The organism is Citrobacter sp. CK206, from assembly GCF_030333125.1.
GTDB classification, from domain to species: domain Bacteria; phylum Pseudomonadota; class Gammaproteobacteria; order Enterobacterales; family Enterobacteriaceae; genus Citrobacter_B; species Citrobacter_B koseri.
This window is the reverse complement of the sequence record NZ_JAOWGM010000031.1, coordinates 99,809-114,108: the sequence shown is the minus strand read 5'-3', so window position 1 is coordinate 114,108 and position 14,300 is coordinate 99,809. Positions and strand designations below refer to the sequence as shown.

Annotated in this window: 13 protein-coding genes; 10 read left to right on the top strand and 3 right to left on the bottom strand. The window is 55.8% G+C overall.

From position 1 onward, the window contains the following. The first annotated feature begins 4 nt into the window (after window positions 1-4). Window positions 5-763, top strand: coding sequence for a phosphonate metabolism protein PhnP (phnP, locus tag OGX81_RS21570; protein ID WP_049011829.1), 759 nt, complete (start codon window positions 5-7; stop codon window positions 761-763). Between the two features lie 55 nt (window positions 764-818). Here the strand turns inward: phnP and yjdP are convergent, their stop codons facing one another. Next, window positions 819-1,151: a DDRRRQL repeat protein YjdP gene (gene yjdP / locus OGX81_RS21565; protein WP_012134552.1), complete on the bottom strand. Its 333-nt coding sequence runs from the start codon at window positions 1,149-1,151 to the stop codon at window positions 819-821. Between the two features lie 69 nt (window positions 1,152-1,220). After that, window positions 1,221-1,670: a bifunctional allose-6-phosphate isomerase/ribose-5-phosphate isomerase RpiB gene (gene rpiB / locus OGX81_RS21560; protein WP_104869091.1), complete on the bottom strand. Its 450-nt coding sequence runs from the start codon at window positions 1,668-1,670 to the stop codon at window positions 1,221-1,223. Between the two features lie 359 nt (window positions 1,671-2,029). On the opposite strand from rpiB, the gene OGX81_RS21555 reads away from it, so the two are divergent. The 6 genes from OGX81_RS21555 (at window position 2,030) to alsK (ending at window position 8,231) form a co-directional block, all read left to right on the top strand. After that, entirely contained in the window at window positions 2,030-2,920 is an 891-nt protein-coding gene (locus OGX81_RS21555; protein WP_012134556.1) for a MurR/RpiR family transcriptional regulator, read from the top strand. Between the two features lie 53 nt (window positions 2,921-2,973). Further along, window positions 2,974-3,909, top strand: coding sequence for a D-allose transporter substrate-binding protein (gene alsB, locus OGX81_RS21550; RefSeq protein WP_104867888.1), 936 nt, complete (start codon window positions 2,974-2,976; stop codon window positions 3,907-3,909). A gap of 226 nt (window positions 3,910-4,135) precedes the next feature. Continuing rightward, window positions 4,136-5,668 carry a D-allose ABC transporter ATP-binding protein AlsA gene (gene alsA, locus OGX81_RS21545; RefSeq protein WP_104867889.1) on the top strand — a complete coding sequence of 511 codons (1,533 nt, stop codon included), beginning with the start codon at window positions 4,136-4,138 and terminating at the stop codon, window positions 5,666-5,668. Next, window positions 5,647-6,627, top strand: coding sequence for a D-allose ABC transporter permease (alsC, locus tag OGX81_RS21540; RefSeq protein ID WP_012134559.1), 981 nt, complete (start codon window positions 5,647-5,649; stop codon window positions 6,625-6,627). Before alsA ends, alsC begins: the two co-directional genes overlap by 22 nt. Window positions 6,628-6,637: 10 nt before the next feature. Beyond that, a complete protein-coding gene (alsE, locus tag OGX81_RS21535) occupies window positions 6,638-7,333 on the top strand; it encodes a D-allulose-6-phosphate 3-epimerase (protein WP_047459608.1) in 696 nt (231 codons plus the stop codon). Further along, the gene (gene alsK, locus OGX81_RS21530; protein WP_049011255.1) at window positions 7,317-8,231 is read left to right on the top strand and encodes an allose kinase; all 915 of its coding nucleotides are present in this window, start codon (window positions 7,317-7,319) and stop codon (window positions 8,229-8,231) included. The genes alsE and alsK overlap by 17 nt, the downstream gene beginning before the upstream one ends. A 14-nt stretch (window positions 8,232-8,245) precedes the next feature. On the opposite strand, the gene OGX81_RS21525 is transcribed toward alsK, so the two are convergent. Beyond that, on the bottom strand, window positions 8,246-10,516 hold the full coding sequence (locus OGX81_RS21525) for a hybrid sensor histidine kinase/response regulator (protein ID WP_047459614.1): 2,271 nt from the start codon (window positions 10,514-10,516) through the stop codon (window positions 8,246-8,248). 114 nt (window positions 10,517-10,630) lie between these two features. On the opposite strand from OGX81_RS21525, the gene OGX81_RS21520 reads away from it, so the two are divergent. The 3 genes from OGX81_RS21520 (at window position 10,631) to OGX81_RS21510 (ending at window position 14,185) form a co-directional block, all read left to right on the top strand. Continuing rightward, the gene (locus tag OGX81_RS21520; protein WP_012134564.1) at window positions 10,631-12,151 is read left to right on the top strand and encodes a sugar ABC transporter ATP-binding protein; all 1,521 of its coding nucleotides are present in this window, start codon (window positions 10,631-10,633) and stop codon (window positions 12,149-12,151) included. Further along, window positions 12,148-13,143: an ABC transporter permease subunit gene (locus OGX81_RS21515; RefSeq protein ID WP_047459617.1), complete on the top strand. Its 996-nt coding sequence runs from the start codon at window positions 12,148-12,150 to the stop codon at window positions 13,141-13,143. The genes OGX81_RS21520 and OGX81_RS21515 overlap by 4 nt, the downstream gene beginning before the upstream one ends. Before the next feature lie 100 nt (window positions 13,144-13,243). Then, the gene (locus tag OGX81_RS21510; protein WP_012134567.1) at window positions 13,244-14,185 is read left to right on the top strand and encodes an ABC transporter substrate-binding protein; all 942 of its coding nucleotides are present in this window, start codon (window positions 13,244-13,246) and stop codon (window positions 14,183-14,185) included. Window positions 14,186-14,300 lie beyond the last annotated feature (115 nt).

Genomic DNA, 14,300 nt, shown 5'->3' with positions numbered 1-14,300 from the left:
ACTAATGAGCCTGACGATTACGCTAACAGGAACCGGCGGCGCACAGGGCGTGCCAGCATACGGCTGCGATTGTCTCGCCTGCCGTCGGGCACGCTTACAGGAGCAGTATCGCCGCCGCCCCTGTAGCGGCGTCGTCAAATTCAATGATGCGGTAACGCTGCTTGATGCGGGCCTGCACGATCTTACCGATCGCTGGCCCGCCGGATCTTTTCAGCAGTTTCTGCTCACGCATTATCATATGGATCATGTTCAGGGGCTGTTCCCCCTGCGCTGGGGCGTGGGCGCCGCAATTCCGGTTTATGGTCCGCCGGATGAACAGGGCTGCGACGATCTGTTTAAACATCCCGGCATCCTTGATTTCAGCCACACCGTCGAACCGTTTGTGGTCTTCGATCTCCAGGGATTACAGGTAACGCCGCTGCCGCTTAACCATTCAAAACTAACGTTTGGCTATCTGCTGGAATCTGCGCACAGCCGCGTCGCGTGGCTGTCGGACACCGCAGCGCTGCCGGATAAGACAGTAAAATTTCTGCTGAATAACCAGCCGCAAACGATCGTCATCGACTGTAGTCACGCGCCACGCGCGGAAGCACCGCGTAATCACTGCGATGTAAACACGGTTATCGCGCTCAATGAGGTGATTCACTGCCCACGGGTCATTCTCACCCACATCAGCCACTCGTTCGACGTATGGCTGATGGATAACCCCCTGCCGGGCGGTATTGAAGCCGGATATGACGGGATGGAGATTGTGCTGGAGTAGCCTTACGCCGGATGGCGGCGCATTGCGCCTTATCCGGCCTACGATTGTCGCGCGGTTAACGATCGTACTCGTCTTCCATTCTGCGCTCTTCATCTTCCAGCTGACGACGTTCCTGATCGAGCTGGCGTTGGCGATCGTCCAACTGGCGACGCCGATCTTCAAACTGACGGCGTCTGTCGTCATATTGTCTGCGGCGATCGTCGCTCATCTGGCGCTGCCACTCTTCATCACGGCGGTCATCCTCATAATCCCGCCCGTTGTCAGATTTATACGCGTCATTGATCGCCTGCTGAATATTACCGATGGTGTCATCAACAATATCGGCATGCGCAGGAAGCGTCGTCAGCGACAACAGGCCCAGAGCAATGAGCGTAGAATAGCGTTTCATAAAACCAGCCTCGCAGAGATCTTCCCCTCACGGTAGCGAATGGCCTGTTCGACGTGTAGCGGAGGAATCTCATTTGCCCTGCTGTTCTATCGCCATAATCGCCTCCACGCGCTTTTGATGGCGCCCCCCTTCAAACCCCGCATCCAGCCAGGCATCCACGATCATTTTTGCCAGCTCCAGCCCAATAACCCGCGAGCCAAAAGCCAGCACGTTGGTATCATTATGCCGGCGCGAAAGCTGTGCCGAATAGGGTTCGCTGCAAACGACGGCGCGGACTCCGGCAAACTTGTTTGCCGTTATCGAAATCCCCACACCGGTGCCACACACCAGAATACCGCCATCAACCTCGCCAGAGACAACGGCTTGTGCCACCTCGCTGGCATAATGCGGGTAATCCGTGCGCTCCGGCGACCAGGTTCCCTTATCAATCACCGTAATACCGCGCTGGGTTAAGTGCGTCAAAATATCCTGTTTCAGGATAAAACCAACGTGATCACAGCCAAATGCTATCTTTTTCATACTCATTCTCGCCCCGGTCAAACTTTACGAATAAAAAATATTTGTGATTTAAATGAATTTAAAAGAACAATAAATCGACAGAAAGACGCTGTATGGGCCTGTTCTACACACCTCCGTTCGGCAAAGCAAGAGCGACAAATACCCGACCTTGATGCTTACACAGGCTGCGCCTGAACAAGTCAAAACTATAATTCATTGTTTTATATTGACTTATTTTCATTCCGTATTTTTATCAACGTTATTAAATTCACAAAATGACAAACTTTATAAATTTAACTATTTTGTGAAGTAGTCAGCATCTTTTCTGTTCCTGCTGTGGTGATATAGTGGCGTCTTCATTTCAAGGACAAGAGAACGTAATGAGTCAGTCAGAATTTGATTCAGGGCTTCCAAACGGCATCGGGCTTGCGCCTTACCTGCGCATGAAGCAGGAAGGCATGACGGAGAACGAGAGCCGTATCGTCGAGTGGTTACTCAAGCCGGGTAATCTCAGTAGCGCGCCAGCCATTAAAGATGTCGCAGAGGCGCTGGCGGTATCTGAAGCCATGATTGTTAAGGTATCGAAACTGCTGGGATTCAGCGGGTTTCGCAACTTACGCAGCGCGCTGGAAGACTATTTTTCTCAGTCTGAGCAGGTATTGCCTGCCGAACTGGCCTTTGATGAAGCGCCGCAGGATGTGGTGAATAAGGTATTCAACATTACCTTACGCACCATTATGGAAGGTCAGTCAATCGTCAACGTGGATGAGATTCATCGCGCCGCACGCTTCTTTTATCAGGCGAAGCAGCGTGATTTGTATGGCGCTGGCGGGTCGAATGCCATCTGCGCGGACGTACAGCATAAGTTCTTACGCATCGGCGTGCGCTGCCAGACTTACCCGGACGCGCACATCATGATGATGTCCGCATCGCTATTAAAAGAAGGCGATGTCGTGTTGGTAGTGACCCATTCCGGGCGCACCAGTGATGTAAAAGCCGCGGTTGAACTGGCGAAAAAGAATGGTGCCAAAATTATCTGTATCACCCACAGCTACCATTCACCTATCGCCAAATTGGCTGACTATATTATTTGTTCGCCAGCACCAGAAACACCGTTATTAGGGCGTAATGCTTCCGCACGCATATTACAACTCACTCTACTGGATGCATTTTTTGTTTCCGTCGCCCAACTGAATATCGAACAGGCAACCATTAATATGCAAAAAACTGGCGCAATTGTTGATTTCTTTTCACCAGGCGCGCTGAAATAAAATGCTCGTTGCTCTCATTTTCGGGAGCAACACCCTACACTGAGAATACTGCTATGAATAAATATCTGAAATATTTCAGCGGTGCGGCTATGGGCTTAATGTTGTCCACCAGCGCATTTGCCGCCGCCGAATATGCCGTAGTATTAAAAACATTATCCAATCCATTCTGGGTGGATATGAAAAAAGGTATTGAAGATGAAGCAAAAACGCTGGGTGTCAGCGTCGATATTTTTGCCTCACCTTCGGAAGGCGACTTTCAGTCTCAGTTGCAGCTATTCGAAGATCTCAGCAATAAAAATTACAAAGGTATCGCCTTTGCGCCATTATCCTCAGTAAACCTGGTGATGCCCGTCGCCCGCGCGTGGAAGAAAGGGATTTATCTGGTCAATCTCGATGAAAAAATCGATATGGATAACCTGAAAAAAGCGGGCGGTAACGTCGAAGGGTTTGTCACCACCGATAACGTCGCCGTGGGCGCCAAAGGCGCGGAGTTCATTATTGAGAAACTGGGCGCCGAGGGCGGTGAAGTCGCCATTATTGAAGGTAAAGCCGGTAACGCCTCCGGCGAGGCGCGCCGCAATGGCGCAACCGAGGCTTTCAAAAAGGCAAGCCAAATCAAGTTGGTCGCCAGCCAACCCGCAGACTGGGACCGAATCAAAGCGTTAGACGTTGCCACCAACGTGCTGCAACGCAACCCGAATATCAAAGCGATTTATTGCGCTAACGACACCATGGCGATGGGCGTCGCCCAGGCCGTGGCTAACGCCGGGAAAAGCGGAAAAGTGCTGGTAGTGGGTACAGACGGTATCCCGGAAGCCCGCAAAATGGTGGAGGCCGGACAGATGACGGCGACCATCGCTCAGAACCCTTCGGATATCGGCGCGACAGGGCTCAGGCTGATGGTGGATGCCGCGAAATCAGGCAACGTGATCCCGCTGGATAAAGCGCCGGAATTTAAGCTGGTCGATTCCATCCTGGTCGCAAAGTAAGTCCGTAAATAGGCCGGATGGCGACGCGAACGTAGGCCTGATAAGCGTAGCGCCATCAGGCAATGGCACTGATTTAGTCAATATTTTTCTTACACAAAATCATTCGAGATGCATCGAGGCGGCAACTGAGTAAATCCCCAGGAGCTTACATAAGTAAGTGACTGGGGTGAGCGAAGGCAGCCAACAAAGAGGCAGCTTGAAGGATGAAGTGTAAAAGAGGTTAATTATGGTCACGCCATATATCTCGATGGCGGGGATCGGCAAATCCTTTGGTCCGGTTCACGCATTAAAATCGGTTGATTTAACGGTTTATCCTTATGAAATACACGCATTATTAGGAGAAAATGGCGCCGGTAAATCAACGTTGATGAAGGTTCTGTCGGGAATACATGAACCGACCAAAGGCACCATTACGATTAATAACGTTAATTACGACAAGCTGGATCATAAATTAGCGGCACAACTCGGCATCGGCATTATTTATCAGGAACTCAGCGTGATTGATGAATTAACCGTGCTGGAGAATTTATATATTGGTCGTCATCTGACGAAAAAAGTCTGTGGCGTCAATATGATTGACTGGAAAGAGATGCGCGTACGGGCCGCCATGATGTTGCTGCGCGTCGGTTTAAAAGTCGATTTAGACGAAAAGGTGGCGAACTTATCCATCAGCCATAAGCAAATGCTGGAAATCGCCAAAACGCTGATGCTCAACGCCAAAGTGATCATCATGGACGAACCCACCTCCTCGCTCACCAATAAAGAGGTGGACTACCTGTTTCTGATCATGAACCAGCTACGCAAAGAGGGCACCGCCATCGTCTACATCTCGCATAAGCTGGCGGAAATTCGCCGCATCTGCGACCGCTATACGGTGATGAAAGACGGCAGCAGCGTTTGCAGCGGGATGGTGAGCGACGTCAGCAACGACGATATCGTCCGCCTGATGGTTGGCCGCGAACTGCAAAACCGCTTTAACGCCATGAAAGAGAGCACCGGCAACATCGAGCGCGATACGGTATTCGAGGTGAAAAACGTCACCAGCCGCGACAAGAAAAAGGTTCGCGATATCTCCTTTAGCGTCAGCCGGGGCGAAATTTTAGGCTTCGCCGGACTGGTCGGCTCCGGGCGCACCGAGCTGATGGATTGCCTGTTCGGCGTCGATAAACGCGCAAGCGGCGAGATCCGTCTGAACGGGAAAACCATCTCCCCGCGCTCACCCCTGGATGCGGTGAAAAAAGGGATGGCTTACATCACCGAAAGCCGCCGGGATAACGGCTTCTTCCCCAATTTCTCTATCGCCCAGAACATGGCGATCGGCCGCAGCCTGAAAAGCGGCGGCTTTAAGGGGGCGATGGGCCTGTTCCACGAAGGCGACGAGCAGCGTACCGCCGAAGCGCAGCGCGAACTGCTGGCGCTGAAGTGTCATTCCGTTAACCAGAACATCACCGAACTCTCCGGCGGAAACCAGCAGAAAGTGCTGATTTCCAAATGGTTGTGCTGTAACCCGGAGGTGATCATTTTCGACGAGCCGACCCGTGGTATCGACGTCGGTGCGAAAGCCGAAATTTATAAAGTGATGCGCCAGTTGGCGGACGACGGAAAAGTCATCCTGATGGTGTCATCGGAACTTCCTGAAATTATCGCCGTCTGCGACCGCATCGCCGTGTTCTGCGAAGGACGACTGACGCAAATCCTGACCAATCGCGATGACATGAGCGAAGAGGAGATTATGGCATGGGCATTACCACAAGAGTAAAAGGTGACGTGAACGGGAAGAAACCGTTCAACTTTGCGCTGTTCTGGGATAAATACGGCACCTTCTTCATCCTGGCGATTATCGTCGCCATCTTCGGTTCGCTGTCGTCAGAATATTTTCTGACCACCAACAACATCACCCAGATTTTTGTCCAGAGTTCGGTAACGGTGCTGATCGGCATGGGTGAATTTTTTGCCATCCTGGTCGCCGGTATCGACCTGTCCGTCGGGGCGATTCTGGCGTTGTCCGGGATGGTGACGGCCAAACTGATGCTGGCAGGCGTCGATCCGTTCTTTGCGGCGCTGATTGGCGGCGTGCTGGTCGGCGGTGCGCTGGGGGCGATTAACGGCTGCCTGGTGAACTGGACTGGCCTGCATCCGTTCATTATCACCCTTGGCACTAACGCGATTTTCCGTGGTATCACGCTGGTGATTTCTGACGCCAACTCGGTATACGGCTTCTCATTCGACTTCGTGAACTTCTTCGCCGCCAGCGTGTTAGGTGTCCCCGTGCCGGTCATCTTCTCGCTGATTGTCGCGGTGATCCTCTGGTTCCTCACCACCCGCATGCGGCTTGGGCGCAACATCTACGCGCTCGGCGGCAACAAAAACTCGGCGTTCTATTCCGGGATTGACGTGAAGTTTCACATCCTGGTGGTGTTTATCATCTCCGGCATTTGCGCGGGACTGGCGGGCGTGGTTTCTACTGCGCGACTCGGCGCCGCAGAACCCTTAGCCGGAATGGGTTTTGAAACCTACGCCATCGCCAGCGCCATCATTGGCGGCACCAGCTTCTTCGGCGGTAAGGGGCGCATCTTCTCGGTGGTGATTGGCGGCTTAATCATCGGCACCATCAACAACGGCCTGAATATTTTGCAGGTACAAACCTATTACCAACTGGTGGTGATGGGCGGATTAATTATCGCGGCTGTCGCCCTTGACCGTCTTATCAGTAAGTAAGGAATGGATCATGAAAATCTCTCCCTCTTTAATGTGTATGGATCTGCTGAAGTTTAAAGAACAGATCGAATTTATCGACAGCCATGCAGACTATTTTCATATTGATATTATGGATGGCCACTTTGTGCCGAATCTGACGCTGTCCCCCTTCTTCGTCAGCCAGGTCAAGAAACTGGCGAGCAAGCCTCTTGATTGTCATCTGATGGTGACGCGTCCGCAGGATTATATTGGCCAACTGGCGCGCGCCGGTGCGGATTTCATCACGCTGCACCCGGAAACCATCAACGGTCAGGCATTCCGTCTGATTGACGAAATCCGCCGCCACGGTATGAAAGTGGGCCTGATTCTCAACCCGGAAACACCGGTTGAGGCGATGAAATACTATATCCATAAGGCTGATAAAGTGACGGTGATGACCGTCGATCCCGGCTTTGCCGGGCAGCCGTTCATCCCGGAAATGCTGGATAAAATCGCCGAGCTGAAAGCCTGGCGCGAGCGTGAAGGGCTGCATTACGAAATTGAAGTGGATGGTTCCTGCAATCAGGCCACCTACGAAAAATTGATGGCGGCAGGCGCGGATGTCTTTATCGTCGGCACCTCCGGGCTGTTTAACCACGCGGAGAATATCGACGACGCATGGCAAGTGATGACGGCGCAGATCCTGACGGCGAAAAACGAGGTACTGCCTCATGCAAAAACAGCATAGCGTTGTGGCGGGTGTGGATATGGGGGCAACCCATATTCGTTTTTGCCTGCAAACGGCAAGCGGTGAGACTCTGCACTGTGAGAAACAGCGTACGGCGGAGGTGATCGCGCCCGGCGTGGTGGCCGGTATTGCACAGATGATTAGCGAACAGATCGCACGCTACGAGGCGCGCTGCCGTGGTCTGGTGATGGGATTTCCGGCGCTGGTCGGCAAAGACAACCGCACCATCATTTCGACACCCAATTTGCCGCTGCAACCTGAAGAAGTGCATGACCTCGCGGGAAAACTGGAGGATGCGCTGGGCTGCCCGGTCGCGTTTTCCCGCGACGTTAACTTACAGCTGTCGTATGACGTCGTGGAAAATCATCTCACACAGCAGCAGGTGCTGGCCGCCTACCTCGGCACGGGAATGGGCTTCGCGGTGTGGATGAACGGCGCGCCCTGGACCGGAGCGCATGGCGTGGCGGGCGAACTGGGGCACATTCCCCAGGGCGACATGACGCAGACCTGTGCCTGCGGCAATCCAGGTTGCCTCGAAACGGTCTGTTCCGGGCTGGCGCTGAAACGCTGGTACGAACAACAGCCACGGGATTTCGCGCTGGACGCACTGTTTGTCCACGCCGGAGAAGCGCCATTCGTCCAGGCGCTGCTGGAAAGCGCCGCCCGCGCGATTGCCACCAGCATAAATCTGTTCGATCCCGATGCGGTGATTTTGGGCGGCGGCGTGATGGATATGCAGGCTTTCCCGCGCGAACAATTAATTACCCTGATCCAAAAATACCTGCGCCGACCGTTGCCGTATCAGGCCGTACGTTTTATTGCCGCCTCGTCTTCCGCGTTTAACGGCGCGCAGGGCGCGGCAACGCTGGCGCGCTGCCGTTTTCTGTCATCGCGGTGATATCGCGACGCTTATCAGGCCTGCACATGCGCCGCCCGCAGCGCCTGCGCGAGCTGCGCCCGGGTAAATGGTTTACGCAGCAGCGCCACATCCGGCAGCGCGGGGTTATGCGCCGGGCGTAAATCCTGCCCGCTGATAAGCAGCAGCGTCAGGCGGGGATAATGCTTGCGGGCATGGTTGATCACCTCCACGCCGCTCAGACTGCCTGGCAGCATTAAGTCGCTGATAAGAACATCAATCTCGCCGGATGACGCCAGCATCTGCATCGCCTGCTCGCCGTTGGCGGCCTCCAGCGTCAGATACCCCAGCAGATGCAGTTGCTCGCACAACGTCTGACGAACATCCGCCTCATCTTCCAGTACCAGCACCAGTTTCTCGTCGCTGGCGGTACTTTGCACCGCGACTGGCTCCAGGTTTGCCACCGCAGGCGCGATGGCGCGGGGAAGCTGCAATCTGACCGTCGTCCCCTGCCCCGGCGCGCTCTCAATTTCGACACGACCGCCCGACTGGCGCACAAAGCCGTAAACCATCGATAACCCAAGTCCGCTGCCGCTGCCGGTCTGTTTGGTGGTGAAGAACGGTTCGAACACCTGCGCCTTCACCTCCTGCGACATACCGCAACCGTGATCGATCACCTCCAGCGCCACCATATCCTGACGACGTCCGTCACTGCGCGTAACCCGCTGATTCCAGGTGCGGATTTTGATCGTCCCTGTTTGTCCTTCCATCGCATCGCGGGCGTTCATCACCAGGTTGATGATCGCGTTCTCCAGTTGACTGACGTCTATCCACGCGGCCCAGGCGGGCGACTGGGCTTCTATCTCCAGCGTCAGCGTGGCCGGTAGCGAGTGACGCATCAGTTCGCTCAGGTTTTCCAGCAGCGTTTTCAGTTCCACCGAGTGCGGGTGCAGCGACTGTTTACGGGAGAACGCCAGCAGGCGTTGCGTCAGCAGCGCCCCGCGCTCGGCGGCCTTCAGCGCGCGGGTAATGCGTGGCGCATCCGGCGAGTCGGGGCTGACCAGCTCCAGACTGCCGATAATCACCGCCAGCAGGTTGTTAAAATCATGTGCCAGCCCGCCCGTCAGTTGCCCTACCGCTTTCAGTTTCTGGCTGTGCAGCAGCGCCTCTTCCAGCCCCTGACGCTCCGTTCGGTCGATCTCCATCTGGGAGGTCTTTTCTTTCAGCAGGCGGGAGGTGCGCTCCAGCGACGCCGTATTGCGGGCAAAAACGTTAAACGCGCGCGCCAGTTCCCCCAGCTCGTCCCGCCGCTGCAAGGCAGGGACGCTGACATCCGATTCGCCGTGCGCCAGCCGGGTCATGGCGCGCGAAATCGCCGTCAGGTTAGAACCGAGGTTGCGGTAGATATACCACCCGGCAAAGCCGGTAATCACCACCGCCAGCAGGGCGAAGGTCATGATAAACAACGCGCCGGAGCGCAATTCCTGATGGCTTTGCGCCACCCGCTGTTCTGATATGATCGCCACCTGCGCCGCATACTGATTGATGTCGCTGTTTAAAATCGCCACCAGCGCTTTGATGTGGAACATGTACCAGCTGATGGCCAGGTCGCTTTGCTCCAGCGCCGCCGAGAGCGGTTCAAGTTTGCGTAACTCCTGGTTAAAGTCAGACAGAATCACGTTCACCAGCGGATCGGCATGTTGCTCAGGCAGGGCGCGCATCACGCCATCCAGCTGTTTAATGACGGCGCGCGGCGTCGGCGTTTCGATGGCGGCGCGAATCAGGCGATCCATTTGACTGAACAACGCCGCATCCTGCGCCGCATCAAGCTGTTGCAGATGCCGCAGGTAACTCTGATTCTGATACAGCGAACTCAGCAGCGTATTACGTTCCAGATGCCGCCGCTGCCCGCGCTGCAACATGCCCGCCACGCTGGTCTGCAACTCGTTGCTGCGTTGAATAATGCGGGCCACCAGCCCCGGTTCCTGCTGTGCCAGCGGGGCGGTCGCCAGCTGTTCGAGTGAATGCCTGAGCGCCCGCTGAGTCTCCTGCAACCGCTCCGCTTCGCCCTTGTACTCCAGCGCGCCGACCACCTGCGACAGCCGCACCGCCGCCGTCGCCACGTTCGCCGTATCGCGCGCCAGGTTCATACTGCCGGTCATGTCATCGACGGTTTGCTGCTGCACCTGCTCCTGTATTTGACTCGCATGCTGAAAACCCAGCACCGCCACGCCGCTCACCATCAGCGTCACCGCCACTACCAGCAGATTAAAAAACAGCAGTCGCCCGCGCGCACTGGCGAAAAAGTGACGTCTGTGCTGCGGCATATCACGCTCCATGAAGAAAAATCGCAATATGACAAATATGAACGGCTTCTGACATTTTGCATTTACTTTCCTGTGATGGAGTGCTGATATCGCTAACCCCGCAGGAGATCCGCCATGAGCAGGACACCGGTTCTGGAGATGCGCAATATTGCCAAAGCGTTTGGCAAATTTTACGCGCTGAAAGGGGTCGATCTGACGGTATATCCCGGTGAAATCCACGCGCTGATGGGCGAAAACGGCGCCGGTAAAAGCACCCTGATGAAGATTCTCGCCGGTGCATATACCGCCACCAGCGGCGAGATTCTGATCGACGGTCAGCCCTTTCATATTCGTGGGCCGAAAGATGCCCTGAGCGCAGGCATCACTCTGATTTATCAGGAGATGCAGCTTGCGCCTAACCTTACCGTCGCCGAAAATATTTTCCTCGGCAGCGAGCTGTCGCGCGGCGGCATCGTGCAGCGTAAAGAGATGGTGTTGCAGGCGCAAAAGGTCATCGACCGACTCGGCGCGCAGTTTAAAGCCAGCGATCGGGTAATGCGGCTGACCATCGCCGAACAGCAGCAGGTGGAGATCGCCCGCGCCCTGCATCGCAACAGCCGTATCCTGGTGATGGATGAACCTACCGCCGCCCTCTCATCTCGTGAAACCCACCGTCTGTTTGAGCTGATCATGCGCCTTCGCGATGAAGGGATGGCGGTTATCTATATCAGCCACCGCATGGCGGAGGTGTATGAGCTGTCCGATCGCGTCAGCGTCCTGCGCGACGGACAGTACGTCGGCAGCCTCACCCGCGACAAACTCAACGCGTCCGAACTGGTGCGCATGATGGTCGGGCGTCCGTTAAGCGACCTGTTCAACAAAGAACGCGACATCCCGCTCGGTAAACCGCGCCTGAACGTTCATCACCTTACCGACGGCGGTAAAGTGCAGCCGTGCAGCCTGCTGGTACGTTCCGGCGAAATCGTCGGCCTGGCCGGGCTGGTCGGCGCCGGGCGTTCCGAACTGGCGCACCTGATTTTCGGCGTGCGTAAAGCCACCGGCGGGATGATCGAGGTGGATGGCGAGCCGGTGGTGATCCACTCCCCACGTGAAGCCATTGAGCACGGTATTGGCTACCTCACCGAAAACCGCAAAGAACAAGGGTTGTTTTTAGAACTGGCGGCGGCAGAGAACATTACGATGGCGACGCTGGAGCGCGACGCCAACTGGGGGATGCTGAACCGTAAAAAAGCCCAAAGCATCTCCGATGACGCCATTCAGTTACTCAACATTCGCGTGCCGCATGCTCAGGTTCGCGCCGGAGGTTTGTCCGGCGGCAATCAGCAAAAGCTCCTGATCTCACGCTGGGTCGCCATCGGCCCGCGCATTCTGATTCTGGACGAACCGACGCGCGGCGTGGATGTCGGCGCGAAAAGCGAGATCTATCGCATCATGAACGAAATGGCGCGTAAGGGCGTGGCGATCCTGATGATCTCCAGTGAATTGCCGGAAATCGTCGGCATGAGCGATCGCGTCTACGTCATGCATGAAGGCAGCATTGCCGGGGAATTGCACAGCCAGGACATCACACAGGAAAACATCATGCGGCTGGCGACCGGCGTAAACGACTCCCACCTTGAGGCGGTGAAATCATGAATAACCCAACCACTCCCCAGCAGGTGGCGAAGTCCGCCTCCGCAAAAAAGATGTTGATGAGCGATCTGATGCAAACGGTCGGTATTTTACCGATTTTAGTGCTGATCGTGGCGGTATTTGGCTTTATCGCACCTAACTTTTTCACTGAAAGCAACCTGCTGAACATCACCCGCCAGGCGTCGATCAACATCGTGCTGGCGGCGGGGATGACGTTCATCATTCTGACCGGCGGCATCGACCTCTCCGTGGGGTCGATTCTCGGCACCACCGCCGTGGCGGCGATGGTGGTCTCTCTGATACCGGAGTTCGCCATGCTGTCGATTCCGGCGGCGCTGATGCTCGGCCTGGGGCTGGGGCTGATTAACGGCGCGCTGGTGGCCTTCGCCGGGCTGCCGCCCTTTATTGTCACGCTCGGCACCTATACGGCGCTGCGCGGCGCTGCCTACCTGCTGGCGGACGGCACCACGGTGATCAACTCCAACATCAGCTTCGAGTGGATCGGCAATAACTATCTTGGCCCGATTCCGTGGCTGGTGGTTATCGCCCTCGCGGTGATCGTGCTGTGTTGGTTCATTCTGCGCCGCACCACGCTGGGCGTACATATTTATGCCGTGGGCGGCAACATGCAGGCGGCGCGTTTAACCGGCATCAAAGTGTGGCTGGTGCTGCTGTTTGTGTACGGCATGAGCGGCCTGCTCTCCGGGCTGGGCGGAGTAATGAGCGCCTCGCGTCTCTACAGCGCCAACGGCAACTTAGGCATGGGGTATGAGCTGGACGCCATCGCGGCGGTGATCCTCGGCGGCACCAGTTTTGTCGGTGGGATCGGCACGATCACCGGCACGCTGGTGGGCGCGCTGATCATCGCCACCCTGAATAACGGCATGACGCTGATGGGCGTCTCTTACTTCTGGCAACTGGTGATCAAAGGGGCGGTGATCATCATAGCGGTGCTGATCGACAAATACCGTACCCGACACCATCAAAGTGCATAGACAACTTGCCGGATGGCGGCGCAGGCCTACCCGTTCGCAGGCCGGATAAGCGCAGCGCCATCAGGCTTATAACAACAATACCCTACGTGAGGAAAAGAGTATGCGTTTGAAACCATTAGTGACCGCGCTCTGTGCTGGCGCGTTACTGGCCGCATCGCCGTTTGTACAGGCCAAAGAACTGAAATCCATCGGCGTGACGGTGGGCGATCTTGCCAACCCGTTCTTCGTGCAGATAACAAAAGGGGCGGAGCTGGAAGCACGCAAACTGGCCGGTGATGGCGTAAAAGTGACGCTGGTCTCCAGCGGCTACGATCTGGGTCAGCAGGTTTCGCAGATCGACAACTTTATTGCCGCGAAGGTGGATATGATCATCCTTAACGCCGCAGATTCAAAAGGGATCGGCCCGGCGGTGAAACGGGCGAAAGACGCCGGGATCGTGGTGGTCGCAGTTGACGTGGCTGCCGAAGGCGCAGACGCCACCATCACCTCTGATAACACCCAGGCGGGCGAAATGGCCTGTAAATACATTACCGATCGTCTGAAAGGCAAAGGCAATGTGGTGATCATCAACGGGCCGCCGGTTTCCGCCGTGCAGAACCGTGTCGAGGGCTGTCAGACCGAGTTCAAACGCCACCCGGATATCAAGGTGCTCTCCTGGAACCAGAACGCCAAAGGCAGTCGCGAAGGCGGGCTGGAAGTGATGACCGCCCTGCTGGCTGCGAATCCGAAGATCGACGGCGTATTTGCGATCAACGATCCGACGGCGATCGGCGCCGATCTGGCGGCGAAACAGGCACAGCGCAATGAGTTCTTTATCGTCGGTGTGGATGGTTCGCCCGATGGCGAAGAGGCGCTGAAGCGTGAAAATTCCCTGTTTGTGGCGACCCCCGCACAAGATCCGCAGGTGATGGCGGCAAAAGCGGTGGAGATCGGCTATGACATTCTACAGGGCAAACCGGCGCCTGGTGAACCTGTGCTGATTCCGGTGACGATGATCGATAAAAACAACATCGGCAGCTACAAGGGCTGGACGGTGAAATAACGGAAAGCGGCCTCTGCGTAGGCCCGATAAGCGCAGCGCCATCAGGCAGTAAACCCATGCCGGATGGCGGCAAAAATGCCTTATCCGGCCTACAAGGCTACATCACAATAAGGAG

Excerpts from the sequence above, each read along its gene's own strand:
- phnP (WP_049011829.1), top strand. The coding sequence starts at position 5 with ATGAGCCTGACGATTACGCTAACAGGAACCGGCGGCGCACAGGGCGTG.
- alsC (WP_012134559.1), top strand. The coding sequence starts at position 5,647 with ATGGGCATTACCACAAGAGTAAAAGGTGACGTGAACGGGAAGAAACCG.
- rpiB (WP_104869091.1), bottom strand. The coding sequence starts at position 1,670 with ATGAAAAAGATAGCATTTGGCTGTGATCACGTTGGTTTTATCCTGAAA.
- alsA (WP_104867889.1), top strand. The coding sequence starts at position 4,136 with ATGGTCACGCCATATATCTCGATGGCGGGGATCGGCAAATCCTTTGGT.
- alsK (WP_049011255.1), top strand. The coding sequence starts at position 7,317 with ATGCAAAAACAGCATAGCGTTGTGGCGGGTGTGGATATGGGGGCAACC.
- alsB (WP_104867888.1), top strand. The coding sequence starts at position 2,974 with ATGAATAAATATCTGAAATATTTCAGCGGTGCGGCTATGGGCTTAATG.
- yjdP (WP_012134552.1), bottom strand. The coding sequence starts at position 1,151 with ATGAAACGCTATTCTACGCTCATTGCTCTGGGCCTGTTGTCGCTGACG.
- OGX81_RS21525 (WP_047459614.1), bottom strand. The coding sequence starts at position 10,516 with ATGCCGCAGCACAGACGTCACTTTTTCGCCAGTGCGCGCGGGCGACTG.
- OGX81_RS21510 (WP_012134567.1), top strand. The coding sequence starts at position 13,244 with ATGCGTTTGAAACCATTAGTGACCGCGCTCTGTGCTGGCGCGTTACTG.
- OGX81_RS21520 (WP_012134564.1), top strand. The coding sequence starts at position 10,631 with ATGAGCAGGACACCGGTTCTGGAGATGCGCAATATTGCCAAAGCGTTT.
- alsE (WP_047459608.1), top strand. The coding sequence starts at position 6,638 with ATGAAAATCTCTCCCTCTTTAATGTGTATGGATCTGCTGAAGTTTAAA.
- OGX81_RS21555 (WP_012134556.1), top strand. The coding sequence starts at position 2,030 with ATGAGTCAGTCAGAATTTGATTCAGGGCTTCCAAACGGCATCGGGCTT.
- OGX81_RS21515 (WP_047459617.1), top strand. The coding sequence starts at position 12,148 with ATGAATAACCCAACCACTCCCCAGCAGGTGGCGAAGTCCGCCTCCGCA.